Genomic DNA, 17,302 nt, shown 5'->3' with positions numbered 1-17,302 from the left:
TTAATAAGAGTACATCCTCAAACGAATTGTTTAGTGAGCAACTTTAGAGATCCCAAAACGAAAAAACCGCTCACGTAATCCTGTATTACAGGTATTAAATGAGCGGTTTCAATATTCTGTTTACCAGTCAGCCTTTAATGAAGATTGACGGAGGTTAACATGAGTTGGCATTCGCCTATTTTGCGGCGCTGCCTTCTACAGGAACAACGGAGCTAGCATGCGAGCCTTTAGGTCCACTTTCTACTTCATAGTCGACCTGCTGACCCGCCTTCAAGGTTCGATAACCTTCCATTTGTATTGTGGAGTAGTGCGCGAAAATATCGCCGTCTTCACCTTCTGGACAAATAAAGCCAAACCCTTTGGCATTGTTAAACCATTTTACTGTACCTGTAGCCATGCTATACATCCCTCATGCATTTTGTTACTAACGTTGTTATATCAATTGTTGTAAGTGCGATTGATATCATTCCTACCAGCTAAAGAATTTCAGCTAATAGCTTGAATCTCGTACATTGCTTACGGAAATTAACGCTACCCTGCGTAATTATTCCTTATTGTTAATTTTTGAAGCGTGTTACTGATCTTAAATCATGTTGCAAAAATGTATTAAAAAACCTTTTAGCTCCAATGTAGCTAATGATTGAGCACAGTCAATAGTAAATTGGTATAAAAGTGATCAATTTTAATAACAAATCACATTCGAGATTAACTGCAAACTATTAACTAAATAGTAACTTAGCAGTGATCTTATCGTTAGTATCAATAGTTATGGCGTCTTTTTAATCAATCACATATGTTAATCCTGTTAATCGAGATCTTTTATTTGCAGCGATGGAAATGGTGGATTAGGCTCAGTATAGAGGAATATTTTTTGGTACTGTTTCTCGGTGCAGTTTCTTAGTACACCGTAAAGCGTGAATGTGGTAAATTTGAGTTAGGTAAACACTCACGACTTCCGAAAAATAACCCTTAGCAAAGCGATATGAGCAGAAACTTTGAATGGGCATCTCCAGGCTCAGATTTACTGGAGAAAGAAGCAACAAAAGTAAAGCCACCGGCGATGTATAACGTTGTGTTAAATAACGATGATTACACGCCCATGGACTTTGTAATCGAGATCCTAGAGCGATTCTTCTCACTAGATATCGAAAAAGCAACGGAAGTGATGCTCAAGGTTCATTATGAAGGTAAAGCTATATGCGGCACATACAGTGCTGAAATAGCGGAAACAAAGGTAGCGCAGGTCACGATGTACTCAAAGGAAAATGAGCATCCGCTACTATGTACAATGGAGCAAGTATAAATTGCTCGAACAACACTGTTGTTCCCTTAGGAGGTACTTATGCTAAATAAAGAATTAGAGACGAGTTTAAATGGCGCATTTGCTCGTGCGCGAGACAAGCGACATGAATTCATGACTGTCGAACACCTCCTACTAGCATTATTAGAAAATGATGCGGCCAAGGAAGCGCTCAAAGCTTGTCAGGCTGATCTCGATGCTCTTCGCAATGAGCTCGATATTTTTATCGATCAAACGACCCCACTTATCCCTGAAAGCGACGAAACTCGCGAAACTCAGCCTACGTTGAGCTTTCAACGAGTACTTCAACGCGCTGTTTTTCATGTTCAATCTTCAGGTCGCAGCGAAGTAACAGGTGCTAATGTACTTGTGGCTATTTTTAGTGAGCAAGAATCTCACGCGGCATATCTTCTTAAGAAAAACGACATTAGTCGCTTAGATATTGTTAACTTCATCTCACACGGTATTACCAAAGCGAGCAACGAAGGCGACAGCCCTTCATCATCTGATTCATTTGGTGGTGCAGAAAATGCTGAAGAAGCTAATTCTGAAGACCGTTTAGAAAATTTCGCGACCAACCTTAACGAAGTAGCGAAGCAAGGTAATATTGACCCATTAATCGGTCGTGACAAAGAGCTAGAGCGTACTATCCAAGTTCTGTGTCGTCGTCGTAAGAACAACCCTCTGTTAGTGGGTGAAGCGGGTGTAGGTAAAACTGCCATCGCGGAAGGCCTTGCATGGCGCATTGTTGAAGGACAAGTGCCTGAAATCATTCAGAGCAGCGTAATTTATTCTCTAGATATCGGTTCACTGTTAGCAGGGACGAAATATCGCGGTGACTTTGAGAAACGTTTTAAAGCGATTCTTAAGCAACTCGAGAAAGAAGAAGACGCGATTCTGTTCATCGATGAGATCCACACCATTATTGGTGCTGGCGCTGCCTCTGGTGGTCAGGTTGATGCGGCAAACTTAATTAAACCGCTACTAAGCAGCGGCAAATTGCGCTGTATCGGTTCAACAACGTACCAAGAGTACAGCAGTATTTTTGAGAAGGAGCGTGCTTTAGCTCGTCGCTTCCAGAAAATCGATATTATTGAACCATCGCTAGATGATACGACTAAGATTCTGATTGGCTTGAAGCCAAAATACGAAGCTCACCACGAAGTGCGCTACACCAACAAAGCGTTGCGTGCTGCTGTGGAACTGTCAGCTAAATACATCAATGAACGTCACCTTCCTGATAAGGCGATTGACGTAATCGATGAAGCGGGCGCTCGCAGTCGTTTGGCACCTGCAAGCCGTCGTAAGAAAACGGTAAGCGTGGCTGATATTGAGTCAATGGTTGCGAAAATGGCGCGAATTCCTGAAAAATCAGTATCATCTTCAGACAAAGATACGCTGCAGAAACTGGATGACCGCATGAAAATGTTGGTGTTCGGACAAGACCCAGCTATCGACGTATTGAGCGAAGCGATCAAGCTGACCCGTGCTGGATTGGGTGCTGACAATAAACCGGTTGGTTCATTCCTATTCGCAGGACCTACTGGTGTAGGTAAAACCGAGGTTACCGTTCAGCTGTCTAAACTGATGGGTATTGAGCTTCTGCGCTTTGATATGTCTGAGTACGGTGAGCGTCATTCTGTGAGCCGCTTGATTGGTGCTCCTCCTGGTTATGTCGGTTACGATCAAGGTGGTCTGCTAACTGACGCCGTAATCAAGAACCCACACTCTGTTGTGTTACTGGATGAAATTGAAAAAGCTCACCCAGATATCTTCAACCTGCTACTGCAGGTGATGGATAACGGCACACTAACAGATAACAACGGCCGTAAAGCGGATTTCCGTAACGTGATTCTAGTGATGACAACCAACGCGGGTGTGGCTGAAACTGAGAAGAAATCGATCGGCCTGATCCAACAAGATCATGCACCAGATGCGATGGGCGAAATCAAGAAGGTGTTTACTCCTGAATTCCGTAACCGTCTTGATAACGTCATCTGGTTCAACAGCTTGGATCCAAGCGTGATTAGCCAAGTAGTCGACAAGTTCATTGTTGAGCTTCAGGTTCAACTGGACGCACGTGGCGTATCTCTAGAGGTTTCTGAAGATGCTCGTCACTGGCTGGCAGACAAAGGCTACGACAAGACCATGGGCGCTCGTCCTATGGGACGTGTGATTCAAGAGAAGCTTAAGAAGCCCCTTGCGAATGAATTGCTGTTTGGTAGCTTGGTTGATGGCGGTACGGTGAAAGTATCTCTGAAGAAAGACGAGCTTGACTTCATCTATGTTGGTGCAAAAGAAGAGGTTATGCACTAACCGATTGTTAGAACGTTCAAGAGTTTAACTATAAAACGCATGACTTAGGTTGTGCGTTTTTTTTATGCTTGCGAGATGCGAGATGCGAGATGCGAGATGCGAGATGCGAGATGCGAGATGCGAGATGCGCGAGATAGGTTTTGCTAAAGGGCGATGTTCAGGCGATAAAAAACGGAGCATTAAGCTCCGCTTCTTATTGTATTCGCTAATTAATAATTAACGAGCACGGAAGACGATGCGGCCTTTAGAAAGGTCGTATGGAGTCATCTCAACAGTTACTTTATCACCAGTAAGAATACGGATGTAGTTCTTACGCATTTTACCAGAGATGTGTGCTGTCACTACGTGACCGTTTTCAAGCTCAACACGGAACATTGTGTTTGGTAGAGTATCAAGGACAGTGCCTTGCATCTCGATTACGTCTTCTTTAGCCATCTAATCCTCTTTCGAAATTTGGCGGTTTTCAACGGCTTGATTGTGCCGTTAAAATCAAAATATGTAAAGTTGTCGCGTATTCTACCCTTGCCACCGCTGATTTACTAGCCTTTGATGACGTTGAAATCGTACTTTATAGTTCATCGCAGGGCATTCATCGATTTGATAACCCAAATATAACCATTGTTTTTGTTCTTTCTGGGCATGTTGGATCTGAAATAGAACGCCAAGTGTTCCCATCGAAATGTCGATATCAGGATCGAAGAAAGTATAAAACGCGCTCGTACAGTGAGACATGATGTCGGTTACGGCGATACCGACCAACTTGTTCTCGTCGTAGATATGCATAAACTTTGTTGTAAGCCACTCATTTTGTGAGAATTGTAGAAATTCTTCTTTCTTAGGTGGGTACATGGTTCCCGAACGGTGACGAGCGGTGATATAGCGGCTGTATAAGTCAAACCAGTTGTCATCCATTTCATCTTTCAGCTCCCAACGCAGTGATTTTCCCTTGTTAAGGATTCGTCGCTGGCTTTTGGAAAGCTTGACCTCTGGGATTGAAAGCCGAATAGCTTGGCATGCTGAGCAATTATCGCAATGTGGCTTATAAATGGTTGCTCCACTGCGGCGAAATCCATTCGCAAGCAGAACTTCATAGTTATCTGAGGTGTGCATGTGTTCGTCAAGCGTAACCGCCACTCTTTCTTCTAGGTGAGGTAAGTAGCTGCAAGCGTGGTTGTCTGTTAATCCAATTCTGATTTGTTGTAAATCTGGATTCATTAAGGCATTTCCTTTAGCCATTGGGTTTGAAAGCATGCATCGTCAACGGAGAACTCTTTGAGCAATTGCAGAGAACCTAGGAATTCATCCCTATCAACCTCGATAGCGCCTAAGGATTCCAAGTGAGGGTTCATGACCTGACAATCAATCAGTTGTCCGCCGAATTGTGTAAAGTGTTCACAAAAATACCACAGCGCAATTTTAGAGGCATTGGTCTTCAGGCTAAACATCGATTCACCGCAAAAGACTTGGCCTCTTTGTAAGCCGTAAAGCCCGCCGATCAGTTTATCGTCTTGCCAAACCTCAACCGAGTGGCAGAAACCTAATGAAGCGAGCTTGCGATAGGCTAACTGCATGTCGCTGTTTAACCAAGTTTCTTCTTCGGGTCTTAGTGAAGAGCAATAACCAATTACTCTGTCCGTCGCTTGGTTGATGCTGACACGATAATTGTGTTTTCTTTGAAACTTTTTAAGACTTTTTGACGGTTCGAATGTCTTAGGATTAAATACCGCTCGCGGTGCAGGGCTCCACCAAAGTATAGGCTCACCTGGGCCATACCATGGAAATATCCCTTGGCTATAAGCGTTTAAAATTCGCATTGGTGATAAATCACCACCGAAGGCGAGCAGACCGTTGGGTTCATCAAGCGCGTCGAAGGGCGAAGGAAACTCTATACTAGTAGTATCAAGTTCGGTTAGGTATATAGTCATAAGTACCGCATTACAGATTAATCACTGACCAAGAGGTCTTTAGGAGTTTTACCATGAAGAAGTTGCTTTGGATTTTACTTGTTTTGCCTATGTTGGCAAATGCAGCTTACAACAGAAACGAAGCTCGACCAGTGAACGAAGTAGTTTATGGTGAGATCGATACGGTTAGATACATCACTCAACAAGAGATCGTTGAATCGAAAGCGAATGGTTGGGAAACCTTATTAGGTGCGGCGATTGGTGGCTTGATTGGTAATCAGTTTGGCGGCGGCACCGGTAAAGAAGTGGCGACAGCTGTCGGTGCAGTAGCAGGTGCGGGTATTGCTCGTAACCGAGGTAACACACAGTATAAAGTTGAGTACAAACTGGTCGAGTTACTGGTCAAAACCAAAGACGACAAGTTGGTCAACATCATCCAAGATGTCGATAACTCGATGTTGTTCAACCGAGGCGATGATGTACGAATTCTCTATTTTTCAGATGGTGTTCGAGTTGACATCGCGTACTAGTATGTAAATGCAATTGATTGGCTAATTAATCATCGGTTTGAGCGGGATTAGCTCTGGAGTTCGTTGGAAAAGTTCGTTAGTCTGCAAGTACGAAGAATTATTCATCACCCGAAAATAAATACGCGCCAGTGACTTCGGGTGGTACAAGGACTATAAGATTTAATGGAAAGCCTTACGTTACAACCAATTCAAAAAGTGAACGGGGAAGTTAACCTACCTGGTTCAAAAAGTGTTTCCAACCGTGCACTTCTTTTGGCTGCACTTTCTACGGGAACCACTCGCCTAACAAACTTACTAGACAGTGATGATATTCGTCATATGTTGAATGCATTGACGCAGCTAGGTGTTGATTACCAGTTGTCTGCAGACAAAACCGTTTGTGAAGTGACAGGTGTTGGTGGTGCATTCTCAAGTGATAAAGCTCTAGAGCTTTTCTTAGGTAACGCGGGTACGGCGATGCGTCCGCTGGCGGCTGCACTATGTTTAGGTCGCGGTGAATACGTTCTGACTGGTGAGCCGCGCATGAAAGAGCGCCCAATTGGCCACTTAGTAACGGCACTGAGAGAAGCCGGTGCCGACGTTGAATACTTAGAGAACGAAAACTATCCACCATTGAAGATCACAGGTACAGGCCTGAAGAGTGGTACGGTTTCAATCGACGGTTCTATCTCTAGCCAGTTTTTGACTGCATTTTTGATGGCTGCACCTCTGGCGGAAGGCGAAGTGACCATCAAAATTGACGGTGAATTAGTTTCTAAACCTTACATCGATATCACGCTACACATTATGAAACAATTTGGTGTGGACGTGATCAATAATGACTACCAAGAGTTCGTGATTCCGACAGGGCAATCTTACACAGCTCCGGGCGACTTCTTAGTAGAAGGTGATGCATCATCTGCGTCATATTTCCTTGCAGCTGCTGCTATCAAAGGTGGTGAGATTAAGGTCACTGGTATTGGTAAAAACAGTATCCAGGGTGATATCCAATTCGCTGATGCGCTTGAGAAAATGGGTGCGGAAATCGAATGGGGTGACGACTATGTTATTTCTCGTTGTGGCGAGCTGAAAGGCATTGATATGGACTATAACCATATTCCAGATGCTGCGATGACTATTGCGACAACAGCATTGTTTGCGAAAGGCACAACGGCAATCCGTAATGTCTACAACTGGCGTGTGAAAGAGACAGATCGCTTGGCGGCAATGGCAACAGAGCTACGTAAAGTCGGAGCCGAGGTTGAAGAGGGTGAAGATTACATCATTGTTAACCCTGTGGCTGAACTGACTCACGCGGCGATTGATACTTACGATGATCACCGTATGGCTATGTGTTTCTCGCTGGTTGCTTTGAGCGATACGCCTGTGACGATTAATGATCCAGGTTGTACGTCAAAGACATTCCCTGATTACTTCGATAAGTTGAAAATGCTGAGCCAGTAAAGGTTCAGGAACTAAAAAAGCTTGCCTAAATGGCAAGCTTTTTAATTATTGCTGAATTGTAAATTCTTTCGAAAGGTGGTGCGCTAAGTATTTAAACATGTTAAATACCGCGGTTGTATTCTCGGTCGGCATTCCATTGCTATCTAAGAAGTATTCACCTTTGAAGACGAGTACATCGTCTTTTTCTACTACGCTGTTTGCGCGCATGCCTTCAATGTAGTCATCATGTGATTGGATAATTTGGTTTGCGATAAGCAGTAAATCAAATTCTGCTATTACTTTCTTTGTCATGAGTTTATCTCTGATAACTGAATATAACGTTGAGTTTATGGTGTCGAACTAGAAATTCAATGATTTCACAACCGATTAAGAGAGTCTTTTCAAACATCCACAATTTATTTTGTGATTTACGGCAAAAATAATTGAATGGGGCTCGCGTTAGATTCGCGGACAAGCTTAGTATGAGCCCGTTTAGACGTAATGCCTGATGAATAGGCTCTTGCAAGTATTCTTAGTGAGTACTTTATAGCTTCTTTATATTGTGACCCTTTTATCTGTGAGTCGTCGAATTGTCGAGCGATCAGATCCAATTTTGAAAAAAGCGGTTGATCTTCTAGTAATCTCGCACAATAGTAAAAAAAGAAGCAATGAATTTAGAATATCATGCGTAAAAGCCCACAAGCTAAATTGTTGGTGCTGAAGCATCGTGATTAAGGACGTTAGAGTCAATATGGGTAAATCGCTCGTTATAGTGGAGTCGCCAGCCAAGGCTAAAACTATCAATAAATATCTTGGCAAAGACTTTGTCGTTAAGTCGAGTGTAGGTCACGTTCGTGATTTACCAACGGCGGGTCAAAGTACTGGTCAAAAGGCTGCTGCAGTTTCAACCAAGGGTATGAGCCCAGAAGATAAAGCTCGTATCAAAAAAGAAAAAGATCGCAAAGCTCTTATCAAAAAGATGGGTATTAACCCGTATAAAGAGTGGGAAGCGAACTACCAAATCCTACCTGGTAAAGAAAAAGTCGTTGCTGAATTGCAAAAACTTGCTGAGAACGCAGACCATGTTTATCTCGCAACCGATTTGGACCGCGAAGGAGAAGCTATCGCATGGCACCTTCGTGAGATCATCGGCGGCGATGAAACGCGATACAAGCGAGTGGTTTTTAACGAAATCACCAAGAATGCTATTCAACAAGCTTTCGAAACACCAGGCGAGCTAAACATCGATGGCGTAAACGCTCAACAAGCACGACGTTTTATGGACCGTGTTGTTGGCTTTATGGTGTCACCTCTGCTTTGGAAAAAAGTAGCACGAGGCCTATCCGCTGGCCGTGTTCAATCAGTAGCGGTAAAACTACTGGTAGAGCGTGAGCGCGAGATCAACGCCTTTATCCCTGAAGAGTTCTGGGATGTGCATGCTGATACTAAAACAGCAGAGAAAACCGATTTTAGACTGCAAGTAGCGCAGAAAGACGGTGTTGCGTTTAAACCTGAAAATGAAGCGCAAACACAAGCTGCTGTTAGCGTTTTAGAAAAAGCGCAATACGAAGTATGTAAACGTGAAGACCGCCCAACCAAGAGTAAGCCGTCTGCACCTTACATCACGTCGACGCTGCAACAAGCTGCGAGTACCCGTCTTGGTTATGGCGTAAAGAAAACCATGATGCTGGCTCAACGCTTGTATGAAGCGGGTTACATTACTTATATGCGTACTGACTCTACTAACTTGAGTTCAGAAGCTGTAGAAGCCGCTCGTGAATACATTGGTTCTGAGTACGGCGCGCAATATCTTCCACCTAAAGCACTTGTATACGGCAGCAAAGAGGGCGCTCAAGAGGCCCACGAAGCGATTCGTCCTTCAAGTGTAGATGTTAAGTCGGAAGACCTAAACGGCGTAGACGCAGACGCACACAAGCTTTACTCGCTAATTTGGAATCAATTCGTAGCGTGTCAAATGACGCCAGCTCAATACGATTCAACGACAGTAAGCGTTAAAGCAGATGAGTACACGTTAAAAGCGAAAGGTCGTATCCTTAAATTTGATGGTTGGACTCGTGTTCAGCGTCCAATGGGTAAGAACGAAGATACGATCCTTCCAGCAGTTCAGATCGGCGATAAGCTTGACCTGATCGCGCTAGACCCTAAACAGCACTTCACCAAGCCACCGGCTCGTTTCACTGAAGCGGCGCTAGTTAAAGAGCTTGAGAAGCGTGGTATTGGTCGTCCTTCAACATACGCATCAATCATCTCGACGATTCAAGACCGCGGTTATGTAAAAGTTGAACAGCGTCGTTTCTATGCTGAGAAGATGGGTGAAATTGTTACTGACCGTCTAGATGGTAGCTTTAACGACCTAATGAACTACGACTTCACTGCTCGTATGGAGCAGAAGTTGGACCAAATCGCAGAAGGCGAAGCAAGCTGGAAAGGCGTGCTAGATAACTTCTTCGAAGACTTTACTGGCGATTTGGAAAAAGCTGATTTAGACGAAGACGCTGGTGGCATGAAGCCAAATCATATCGTGGAAACTGATATTGAGTGTCCGACTTGTAGCCGTAAAATGGGTATTCGTACGGCTTCGACAGGCGTATTCCTTGGTTGTTCTGGCTATGCACTTCCACCAAAAGAGCGTTGTAAGACAACAATCAACCTTGGTGATGAAGAAGGCATTATCAACGTGCTTGAAGAAGACGTTGAAACAGCAGCACTTCGAGCTAAAAAGCGTTGTCCTATTTGTGAAACGGCAATGGATGCTTATCTAATCGATGATAAGCGTAAGATGCACGTATGTGGTAATAACCCGAACTGTGAAGGTTATGTGGTTGAGCACGGCGAATTTAAAGTGAAAGGCTACGATGGTCCACTTGTTGAGTGTGACAAGTGTGGTTCTGACATGGTTCTGAAGAACGGTCGTTTTGGTAAATACATGGACTGTACGAGTGAAGACTGTAAGAACACTCGTAAGATTCTGAAAAATGGTGAAGTTGCGCCACCGAAAGAAGACCCGGTACATTTCCCTGAACTTCCGTGTGAAAATTCAGACGCGTACTTTGTTCTTCGTGACGGTGCTTCTGGTCTATTTATGGCTGCGAGCAACTTCCCTAAATCACGTGAAACGCGTGCACCGTTAGTGGAAGAGCTGGTTCGCTTTAAAGACCGTATCTCACCTAAGTTTCAATACCTAGCATCAGCACCAGTTGCTGACCCTGATGGTAAGCCGACAGTGGTTCGTTTTAGTCGTAAGACCAAAGAAAACTACGTTCGTACTGAAGTAGATGGAAAACCGTCCGGTTGGACTGCGTTGTACATCGACGGTAAGTGGGAAGTTACGGATAAGCGTAAAAAACCTAAAGAGAAGTAACTGAACGTTATTGATGAAAAAGCAGCCTAATGGCTGCTTTTTTTGATCTCAATATGACTAAATATGCAACGTGTTGATTTGGTGTTTCGTCGACGAGAATTTATTAAATTCACACTGTAAAATAAATAAAGGTAATTAATCACATCTTCTTATGTAACTTTAACGAGAATGTAACTTAATTAAAATATTGTAACTCACAGATCAGTGTTTAGTTGTATACCTGATGTGTGTCGGGTGTTAATGTAATGTTTCGCCCGCACGGTGTAATGTGAGCTGCTTTAAGTCTTAGGAAAGCAATCAGCTTACGTACCACAGAATGGCGTATTAAAAATTGAATTCGGCCGAAAAGTCGATAACGTATATAAAACCAAGTGCAAAGAATAGTGCACACATAACAACGTTTGGCTTAGGATATTGTCACTGTATGTGAATGGATATTCGCTAAATACCGAAATAAGTGTTGGTGCTCATCCCCCAGAGGAAGATACCTCTACGAGTACTAACATCGACAAGCTATAGATATATGGAGAATAAAATGGCTGGTGTATTGGGAATGATTCTTGCTGGTGGTGAAGGCTCACGCTTAAGACCTTTAACTGAATCTCGCAGCAAACCCTCGGTTCCTTTCGGTGGTAGTTACCGCTTAATTGATTTCGCTCTGAACAACTTCGTTAATGCTGATCTGATGAAGATCTACGTATTGACACAATTTAAGTCACAATCACTGTTCCACCATATGAAAAAAGGTTGGAATATCAGTGGTATAACAGACCGTTTTATCGACCCAATTCCTGCGCAAATGCGTAAAGGAAAGCGTTGGTATGAAGGCACAGCAGATGCTATCTACCAAAACATGGGCTTTATGGAGCTGGAAGAACCAGATCAAGTTTGTATTTTTGGTTCAGACCATATCTATAAAATGGACATCAAACAGATGCTTGATTTCCATAAAGAAAAGAAAGCAGCGCTAACAGTATCAGCTTTGCGCATGCCGCTTGCTGAAGCATCAGAATTCGGTGTTATCGAGGTTGATGCTGATGGCCGTATGATTGGCTTTGAAGAGAAACCTGCAAATCCGAAGTCGATTCCGGGCGATCCAGAATCAGCGCTCGTTTCAATGGGCAACTACGTGTTCGAAGCGAAAGAGCTTTTTGCTGAACTAACGGAAGATGCTGATAGAGAAGGTTCGACACACGATTTCGGTAAAGACATTATTCCAAACATGTTCCCACGTGGTGATGTGTTTGTTTATGACTTCAGCACCAACCGTATTACTGGTGAGAAAGAAGAAGTTTACTGGCGCGATGTAGGTACGATTGACGCGTACTGGCAAGCGCATATGGACCTTCTTAAGAAAGATGCGCCATTCTCGCTATACAACCGTAAATGGCCTCTACACACTTATTACCCGCCACTGCCACCAGCTACGTTTACTGATTCGGCAAATGGTCGAATTCAGATCATTGATAGCCTTGTGTGTAGCGGTAGTTATGTACGTGGTTCGCGTATTGAAAAGAGTGTATTGGGCTTCCGCAGCAATATCGCATCAGCGTGTGATATTAGCGAAAGTATCTTACTCGGTGATGTAAAAGTGGGTGAGGGTTGTATCCTGCGCCGCGTTATCATTGATAAAGATGCAGATATCGCACCGGGTACACAGATTGGTGTGAATCTGACAGAAGACAAAAAGCATTACCACGTATCTGACGATGGTGTTGTAGTGATTTCTAAAGGAGCACGAGTTGGTTACTAAGACTCTCTCGGTACTTTTTGTAGCGTCTGAAGTTGAAGGCTTGATTAAAAGTGGTGGCTTGGCTGATGTAGCCAAGGCACTACCGAAAGCGTTGCAAACACTCGAACAGGACGTTCGAGTGACTATCCCCGCATATAGAAATATTCCAAACATTGATTCAGCAGAAGTTATTTTATCGACTGAACTCGATCATTGGCCTCATACGGCTTACCAAGTTAAAAAACTGAGCGTAGAAGGCGTTCCAGTTTTTGGTATTGAATGTGCCAAATATTTCGACCGTCAAGAAATGTACGCAGAAAACAATCAAGCTTATGCTGATAACGGAGAGCGCTTCTCGTTCTTCAGTGCAGCCTGTCTTGATATGCTTCCTAAGCTTGGTTTTCAACCGGATATCATTCATGCAAACGACTGGCATACTGGTTTTGTACCTTTCTTGCTTAAATCGCGTTATCAACAACACGATTTCTTTGAAAATACGCGCAGTGTTATCTCGATTCACAATGCGGTTTTCAAAGGTGTGTTTGCATACGACGAACTGCAATTCCTACCTGAGATGCACAGCTACAATGTGCCGGAAGCTTCAGTAAGTGACACTCATGTCACTATGTTAAGAGCTGGCGTGATGTGCGCAGATAAGGTGAACGCAGTAAGTCCTACCTATGCAGAAGAGTTGAAAACGGAGTTAGGTAGCCATGGTATGGCAGCAGAATTCCAACACAGATCTGCGGATCTTTTCGGCATTTTGAATGGTTGTGATTACGGTGCTTGGAACCCGGAAACAGACGCTTTCCTTCCTCGTAAATACAAAGCGACCAAGCATAGTATGGCTCGCGGAAAATCAGCTTGTAAGCAAAAGCTGCAACAAGACGTGGGTTTACCCGTTGCCGATTGCGCGGTTTATGGCATGGTTTGTCGCCTGACGAATCAGAAAGGTGTTCATTACTTACTGCCTATCATCGAACAGTTTTTGAAAAATGACCTTCAGATCGTGATTGTCGGTACTGGCGATCCGGTTTTGGCGAGTCAATTGAAAGAGGTATCAGCACTTCACTCAGATAAGTTCTCGTTCGTAGAAGCGTACAATAATGAACTTGCGCATTTGGTTGAAGCGGGCTCTGATTTCTTCTTGATGCCTTCGGAATTTGAACCGTGTGGTTTAAACCAAATCTACAGCATGGCTTACGGTACTTTGCCGATTGTTCGTTCTGTGGGAGGTTTAAAAGACAGCGTGAATGATTACGATGAGGATCCTGAAGTCGCGACTGGGTTTGCTTTTGAAGAGCCAAAACCGCAAGCGCTATTAGCTGTGTTACATCGTTCATTATTGCTTTATGCACAAAACCCATCTGAAATTAAGCGTGTCCAGCTTTATGCGATGCAGCAAGATTTTAGTTGGGAAGATGCGGCTAAAGAATACCTCACTATGTACCATTCAGCACTTTAACTTGTTGACTTAGCATTAAAATTAGCTAGCGGACAACAACAGCTCGCAATAAATGAAGGCGCTCTAATCGTAGAGTGCCTTTTTTATTTCCTGGTCAGAGCACATCACGTTTACGAAGACAAAGCTTGCAAACTCATTTTAGTCAGGTAGAAAAGGTGGGGTAGGTATTCACATGACTAATGATAGGTTTGACACTATTATCACTTAAAGTTCTTAATAGCGTGATATCCTTAGTCATCGCCTCATGATGAGGCACAGCTCCATTCCAATAATTAAAGCGATAGGTATGTCTGAGAGTTTACTATTTCATAAAACATTTACTCACCCTACGAGCGATGAGTGGGTTGTATTTGTGCATGGCGCAGGAGGTAGTTCCTCCATCTGGTTCAAGCAGATCAAAGCGTATAAACAGCACTTCAACTTACTTCTCATTGATCTGAGAGGGCATGGTAAATCAGACAATATACTTAAAGGGCTGATTTCGAATCGTTATACGTTTAAATCGGTGACGCTTGATATTCTTAAAGTGTTAGACCATCTTAAAATCCGTTCTGCACATTTCGTCGGCATGTCTTTGGGTACGATTATTGTGCGTAACGTTGCAGAATTAGCGGCTGGTCGTGTACGCTCAATGGTGCTGGGTGGTGCCGTGACTAAACTCAACACTCGTTCTCAAGTCTTAATCAAGCTGGGTAACCTCAGCAAGCACATCATTCCTTATATGTGGTTATACAGCCTTTTTGCTTACGTTGTTATGCCACAAAAAAGCCAGAAAGAGTCTCGTCACCTGTTTATCCGTGAAGCGAAAAAACTGTGTCAAAAAGAGTTTAAACGATGGTTTATATTAACGGCTGATGTAAACCCATTGATGAAATATTTCAAAGACAGAGAGTTGCCGATTCCGACTTTGTATTTGATGGGTGAGCGAGATTACATGTTCATCAAACCAGTTAAAGAAATGGTCGCAGCGCATGAGTCGAGCGAGCTAGTAGAGATTCCGAATTGTGGGCACGTATGTAACGTGGAAAACCCTGAAGAGTTTAATCAGCGTTCGATTGCGTTTATTCAAAAACAAATCCAGTGATTTTCTAGGCGCGAAATCAAAGATAATGATTGAATCGAATTGAAATAAAAACGGGAAGCTAATTTTAGCTTCCCGTTTTTATTTGGAGGAGGTATCGGCCTAATTGTCTTATAGGGTCATTGAAACTCTGCTATTCGGGTGAAGCAGCACCGCACTGCCAACAAGAGCCGAATTGCGCTTCGTTGACTTCATGACACTCACCACAACGCCACTCTTCATAGATGATAGAATCTTGCTGTTTTTGGTAGTCATTGACGATCGTGCGAGCTTTACTGGCCAATTCTGGCTCATATAACCACACGTAAGGGTCAGTTTCTTCCGTAAATGGGATTTCCCCTTTCAATCCGAATAACCCCTCACCACGGACTTCACAGGAAATATTCTCACTTTCTAACAATCCACAGATGATATGAGCTTCTGTCGGATTCGATGCACTGAAGATTTTCATTGAAATAGAACCTTATTCGGCTATCTGTGTTGTTTGGCTATTATAAATTATTCAGCTACGGGTGCTGAGCGAAACTTACCCATCAACCATTTAGCAACTATTGGGAATATCCCCAATAACGCAAATGACAATAGTACTGAAGGGGAGACGATGCCTGAAAGTGAATCAATTTCTGCGAGCTGAGTACCAGCATTCAAGAAAACCGCCGTCCCCGGTAACATCCCGATCTGACTTGTAATGTAATAACGACTCACTGACATCGGTGTTAGACCCATCAATAGGTTGATAAGGAAAAATGGGAATACAGGAATCAGACGCAGAGAAAATAAGTAAAATGCGCCGTCTTTTTCAACTCCCTTGTTAATTGTCGCCAATTTGTCACCAAACTTGGTTTGAATCCAGTCACGCAACAAGTAACGGCTACTTAAGAAGGCTAAGGTCGCACCGATCGCACTTGCGAAAGATACTAGCAGCAAGCTATTCCAGAAGCCAAATAGCGCAGCCCCTAATAGGGTCACAACAGCGGCTCCGGGAATGGAGAAAGCTGTAATCATTACATACGCGACAAAATAGATAGCGGCAGCAGCAATAAAGTTGCTGTCAATATAGTCATTTAACACAGCTTGTTGGGCCTTAGCATTTTCAAGCGTTAAGTACTGGCCGAAATTGATGCCTAACACCACGATGGTTACGACCAACACAATACCCAATATCATTTTCTTACTCATTGATACTTCCTCTAAATTTTCAATGCATACCGATAGTATAGATAGACAGGCAAAGCATAGATTAACTTTCATCAGATATAAAAAAAGCCGCAGTAAATGCGGCTTAGTTATGTATATAGATTGCACTGACAATGTTAATTGACCCGATTGATAAGCTCTTCGCGACGCTGCTGCGGTATAACAGACCAATGTGTACCATTGATCGCGCCTTCTAGCGCCCAAAGTAGTTCAATACTGACAGAAGACGCATGCGATTCTTTGATGGCGTTAAATGCGTTTACAGAGCCAGATTCATATAAACGTTCTACAGAATCGATCCCTGCCTTTTTCAACATACGCTCGGTAGCGAGTCGAAGATTAGGCAGATCTTTGAGTCGGGTCGGCTTAGCAGAAGACTGCTCAGCTTTTTCTTCTTTAGCAAAACCTAGAGACGTGGTTGCAAGTTGCAAGATTTTTTCTTGGTCTTGCCATAAGCTTTCAGGTAAAGCGAAATATTTAGTAACGACAGGGAAACCACGTTTTTTGTAGACGTATGGTTGAAACCCTTGTTGTTCGAATTGTTTCGTTGTGCCTCTGTCTGCGCGTATGTGCAACTGGTCATTTACAACCAGAGCAAACATAGTGTCATCAGCAAAAAGACCGAAGCCACCAAACATTGAGCGTGATTTTATTTTTCCTAGGGACTCAAATAACTTCATCGAGTCCTTTAGTATCGGTTTATCCATGTTATTTATCTCGGTGTATTTGAACTACGCCACCAAATAAGCAGGTCCGAGAGATTAGCAAAATGTTGCAATTACATTGTCAATAAGCCGTAAATTACTAAATTATTAGTAGTTACTGCATTTTGCCATCGGTAACCCCGCTACCATACCAACGAGTGGTTTAGGCCGGAAGCTTTGCGTCTCACTCTTTCGAGTGGTTTGCCCTGTGCGTGACTGATTGAATAGAATAAAGTTTTTGTTGAATGAAGCTCACAGTTGATATTTCA

General features: G+C 43.3%; 16 protein-coding genes and 1 riboswitch. Of the genes, 8 read left to right on the top strand and 8 right to left on the bottom strand.

Annotation, left to right across the window (positions count from 1 at the left end; all coding sequences use genetic code 11):
* Positions 1 to 175 precede the first annotated feature (175 nt).
* Complete coding sequence (cspD, locus tag CWO27_RS02210; RefSeq protein ID WP_004736548.1) at positions 176 to 397, bottom strand: cold shock domain-containing protein CspD; 222 nt, start codon at positions 395 to 397, stop codon at positions 176 to 178.
* 585 nt (positions 398 to 982) lie between these two features.
* On the opposite strand from cspD, the gene clpS reads away from it, so the two are divergent.
* Entirely contained in the window at positions 983 to 1,303 is a 321-nt protein-coding gene (gene clpS / locus CWO27_RS02205) for an ATP-dependent Clp protease adapter ClpS (RefSeq protein WP_004737430.1), read from the top strand.
* Positions 1,304 to 1,342: 39 nt separating this feature from the next.
* Positions 1,343 to 3,616: an ATP-dependent Clp protease ATP-binding subunit ClpA gene (gene clpA / locus CWO27_RS02200; RefSeq protein ID WP_102432692.1), complete on the top strand. Its 2,274-nt coding sequence runs from the start codon at positions 1,343 to 1,345 to the stop codon at positions 3,614 to 3,616.
* Positions 3,617 to 3,832: 216 nt separating this feature from the next.
* On the opposite strand, the gene infA is transcribed toward clpA, so the two are convergent.
* From infA to aat, 3 genes are all read right to left on the bottom strand, one after another.
* Positions 3,833 to 4,051 (bottom strand): translation initiation factor IF-1, encoded by a 219-nt coding sequence (gene infA / locus CWO27_RS02195; protein WP_001040192.1) that lies wholly within the window; start codon positions 4,049 to 4,051, stop codon positions 3,833 to 3,835.
* 81 nt (positions 4,052 to 4,132) lie between these two features.
* Entirely contained in the window at positions 4,133 to 4,831 is a 699-nt protein-coding gene (locus CWO27_RS02190; protein WP_102432693.1) for an arginyltransferase, read from the bottom strand.
* On the bottom strand, positions 4,831 to 5,541 hold the full coding sequence (aat, locus tag CWO27_RS02185; RefSeq protein WP_048659672.1) for a leucyl/phenylalanyl-tRNA--protein transferase: 711 nt from the start codon (positions 5,539 to 5,541) through the stop codon (positions 4,831 to 4,833). Before aat ends, CWO27_RS02190 begins: the two co-directional genes overlap by 1 nt.
* Before the next feature lie 53 nt (positions 5,542 to 5,594).
* On the opposite strand from aat, the gene CWO27_RS02180 reads away from it, so the two are divergent.
* Together CWO27_RS02180 and aroA are read left to right on the top strand one after the other, a co-directional pair.
* Positions 5,595 to 6,050 (top strand): glycine zipper 2TM domain-containing protein, encoded by a 456-nt coding sequence (locus CWO27_RS02180; protein WP_102432694.1) that lies wholly within the window; start codon positions 5,595 to 5,597, stop codon positions 6,048 to 6,050.
* A gap of 162 nt (positions 6,051 to 6,212) precedes the next feature.
* Positions 6,213 to 7,493: a 3-phosphoshikimate 1-carboxyvinyltransferase gene (aroA, locus tag CWO27_RS02175; RefSeq protein WP_048659670.1), complete on the top strand. Its 1,281-nt coding sequence runs from the start codon at positions 6,213 to 6,215 to the stop codon at positions 7,491 to 7,493.
* 45 nt (positions 7,494 to 7,538) lie between these two features.
* Here the strand turns inward: aroA and CWO27_RS02170 are convergent, their stop codons facing one another.
* Positions 7,539 to 7,784, bottom strand: a complete 246-nt coding sequence (locus CWO27_RS02170; RefSeq protein WP_017062104.1) for a YciN family protein — start codon at positions 7,782 to 7,784, stop codon at positions 7,539 to 7,541.
* 439 nt (positions 7,785 to 8,223) lie between these two features.
* Here CWO27_RS02170 and topA point away from each other — a divergent pair, with 439 nt between their 5' ends.
* The 4 genes from topA to CWO27_RS02150 all read left to right on the top strand — a co-directional run bounded on the left by topA (position 8,224) and on the right by CWO27_RS02150 (position 15,135).
* A complete protein-coding gene (gene topA / locus CWO27_RS02165) occupies positions 8,224 to 10,854 on the top strand; it encodes a type I DNA topoisomerase (protein WP_017062103.1) in 2,631 nt (876 codons plus the stop codon).
* 523 nt (positions 10,855 to 11,377) lie between these two features.
* A complete protein-coding gene (gene glgC, locus CWO27_RS02160) occupies positions 11,378 to 12,607 on the top strand; it encodes a glucose-1-phosphate adenylyltransferase (protein ID WP_080582251.1) in 1,230 nt (409 codons plus the stop codon).
* Positions 12,597 to 14,051, top strand: coding sequence for a glycogen synthase GlgA (gene glgA, locus CWO27_RS02155; RefSeq protein WP_107898499.1), 1,455 nt, complete (start codon positions 12,597 to 12,599; stop codon positions 14,049 to 14,051). The genes glgC and glgA overlap by 11 nt, the downstream gene beginning before the upstream one ends.
* Positions 14,052 to 14,337: 286 nt before the next feature.
* Positions 14,338 to 15,135 carry an alpha/beta fold hydrolase gene (locus CWO27_RS02150; RefSeq protein WP_017062100.1) on the top strand — a complete coding sequence of 266 codons (798 nt, stop codon included), beginning with the start codon at positions 14,338 to 14,340 and terminating at the stop codon, positions 15,133 to 15,135.
* A gap of 130 nt (positions 15,136 to 15,265) precedes the next feature.
* Here the strand turns inward: CWO27_RS02150 and CWO27_RS02145 are convergent, their stop codons facing one another.
* From CWO27_RS02145 to CWO27_RS02135, 3 genes are all read right to left on the bottom strand, one after another.
* Complete coding sequence (locus CWO27_RS02145; RefSeq protein ID WP_102432938.1) at positions 15,266 to 15,583, bottom strand: putative signal transducing protein; 318 nt, start codon at positions 15,581 to 15,583, stop codon at positions 15,266 to 15,268.
* Between the two features lie 47 nt (positions 15,584 to 15,630).
* Positions 15,631 to 16,311 (bottom strand): TVP38/TMEM64 family protein, encoded by a 681-nt coding sequence (locus tag CWO27_RS02140; protein WP_048664679.1) that lies wholly within the window; start codon positions 16,309 to 16,311, stop codon positions 15,631 to 15,633.
* Positions 16,312 to 16,445: 134 nt separating this feature from the next.
* Positions 16,446 to 17,036 carry a TfoX/Sxy family DNA transformation protein gene (locus CWO27_RS02135; RefSeq protein ID WP_102432936.1) on the bottom strand — a complete coding sequence of 197 codons (591 nt, stop codon included), beginning with the start codon at positions 17,034 to 17,036 and terminating at the stop codon, positions 16,446 to 16,448.
* A 127-nt stretch (positions 17,037 to 17,163) separates the two neighbouring features.
* Positions 17,164 to 17,249, bottom strand: a riboswitch (cyclic di-GMP riboswitch).
* Between the last annotated feature and the right edge of the window lie 53 nt (positions 17,250 to 17,302).

The organism is Vibrio sp. 10N.286.51.C3, assembly GCF_003050065.1.
GTDB lineage: Bacteria > Pseudomonadota > Gammaproteobacteria > Enterobacterales > Vibrionaceae > Vibrio > Vibrio crassostreae.
Note: the sequence above shows the minus strand (reverse complement) of the source record. Positions and strands in the feature narration are given on the sequence as shown.

Bases quoted from the DNA above. Each gene is read 5' to 3' on its own strand.
- cspD (WP_004736548.1), bottom strand. From the start codon at position 397: ATGGCTACAGGTACAGTAAAATGGTTTAACAATGCCAAAGGGTTTGGC.
- clpS (WP_004737430.1), top strand. From the start codon at position 983: ATGAGCAGAAACTTTGAATGGGCATCTCCAGGCTCAGATTTACTGGAG.
- clpA (WP_102432692.1), top strand. From the start codon at position 1,343: ATGCTAAATAAAGAATTAGAGACGAGTTTAAATGGCGCATTTGCTCGT.
- infA (WP_001040192.1), bottom strand. From the start codon at position 4,051: ATGGCTAAAGAAGACGTAATCGAGATGCAAGGCACTGTCCTTGATACT.
- CWO27_RS02190 (WP_102432693.1), bottom strand. From the start codon at position 4,831: ATGAATCCAGATTTACAACAAATCAGAATTGGATTAACAGACAACCAC.
- aat (WP_048659672.1), bottom strand. From the start codon at position 5,541: ATGACTATATACCTAACCGAACTTGATACTACTAGTATAGAGTTTCCT.
- CWO27_RS02180 (WP_102432694.1), top strand. From the start codon at position 5,595: ATGAAGAAGTTGCTTTGGATTTTACTTGTTTTGCCTATGTTGGCAAAT.
- aroA (WP_048659670.1), top strand. From the start codon at position 6,213: ATGGAAAGCCTTACGTTACAACCAATTCAAAAAGTGAACGGGGAAGTT.
- CWO27_RS02170 (WP_017062104.1), bottom strand. From the start codon at position 7,784: ATGACAAAGAAAGTAATAGCAGAATTTGATTTACTGCTTATCGCAAAC.
- topA (WP_017062103.1), top strand. From the start codon at position 8,224: ATGGGTAAATCGCTCGTTATAGTGGAGTCGCCAGCCAAGGCTAAAACT.
- glgC (WP_080582251.1), top strand. From the start codon at position 11,378: ATGGAGAATAAAATGGCTGGTGTATTGGGAATGATTCTTGCTGGTGGT.
- CWO27_RS02150 (WP_017062100.1), top strand. From the start codon at position 14,338: ATGTCTGAGAGTTTACTATTTCATAAAACATTTACTCACCCTACGAGC.
- CWO27_RS02145 (WP_102432938.1), bottom strand. From the start codon at position 15,583: ATGAAAATCTTCAGTGCATCGAATCCGACAGAAGCTCATATCATCTGT.
- CWO27_RS02140 (WP_048664679.1), bottom strand. From the start codon at position 16,311: ATGAGTAAGAAAATGATATTGGGTATTGTGTTGGTCGTAACCATCGTG.
- CWO27_RS02135 (WP_102432936.1), bottom strand. From the start codon at position 17,036: ATGGATAAACCGATACTAAAGGACTCGATGAAGTTATTTGAGTCCCTA.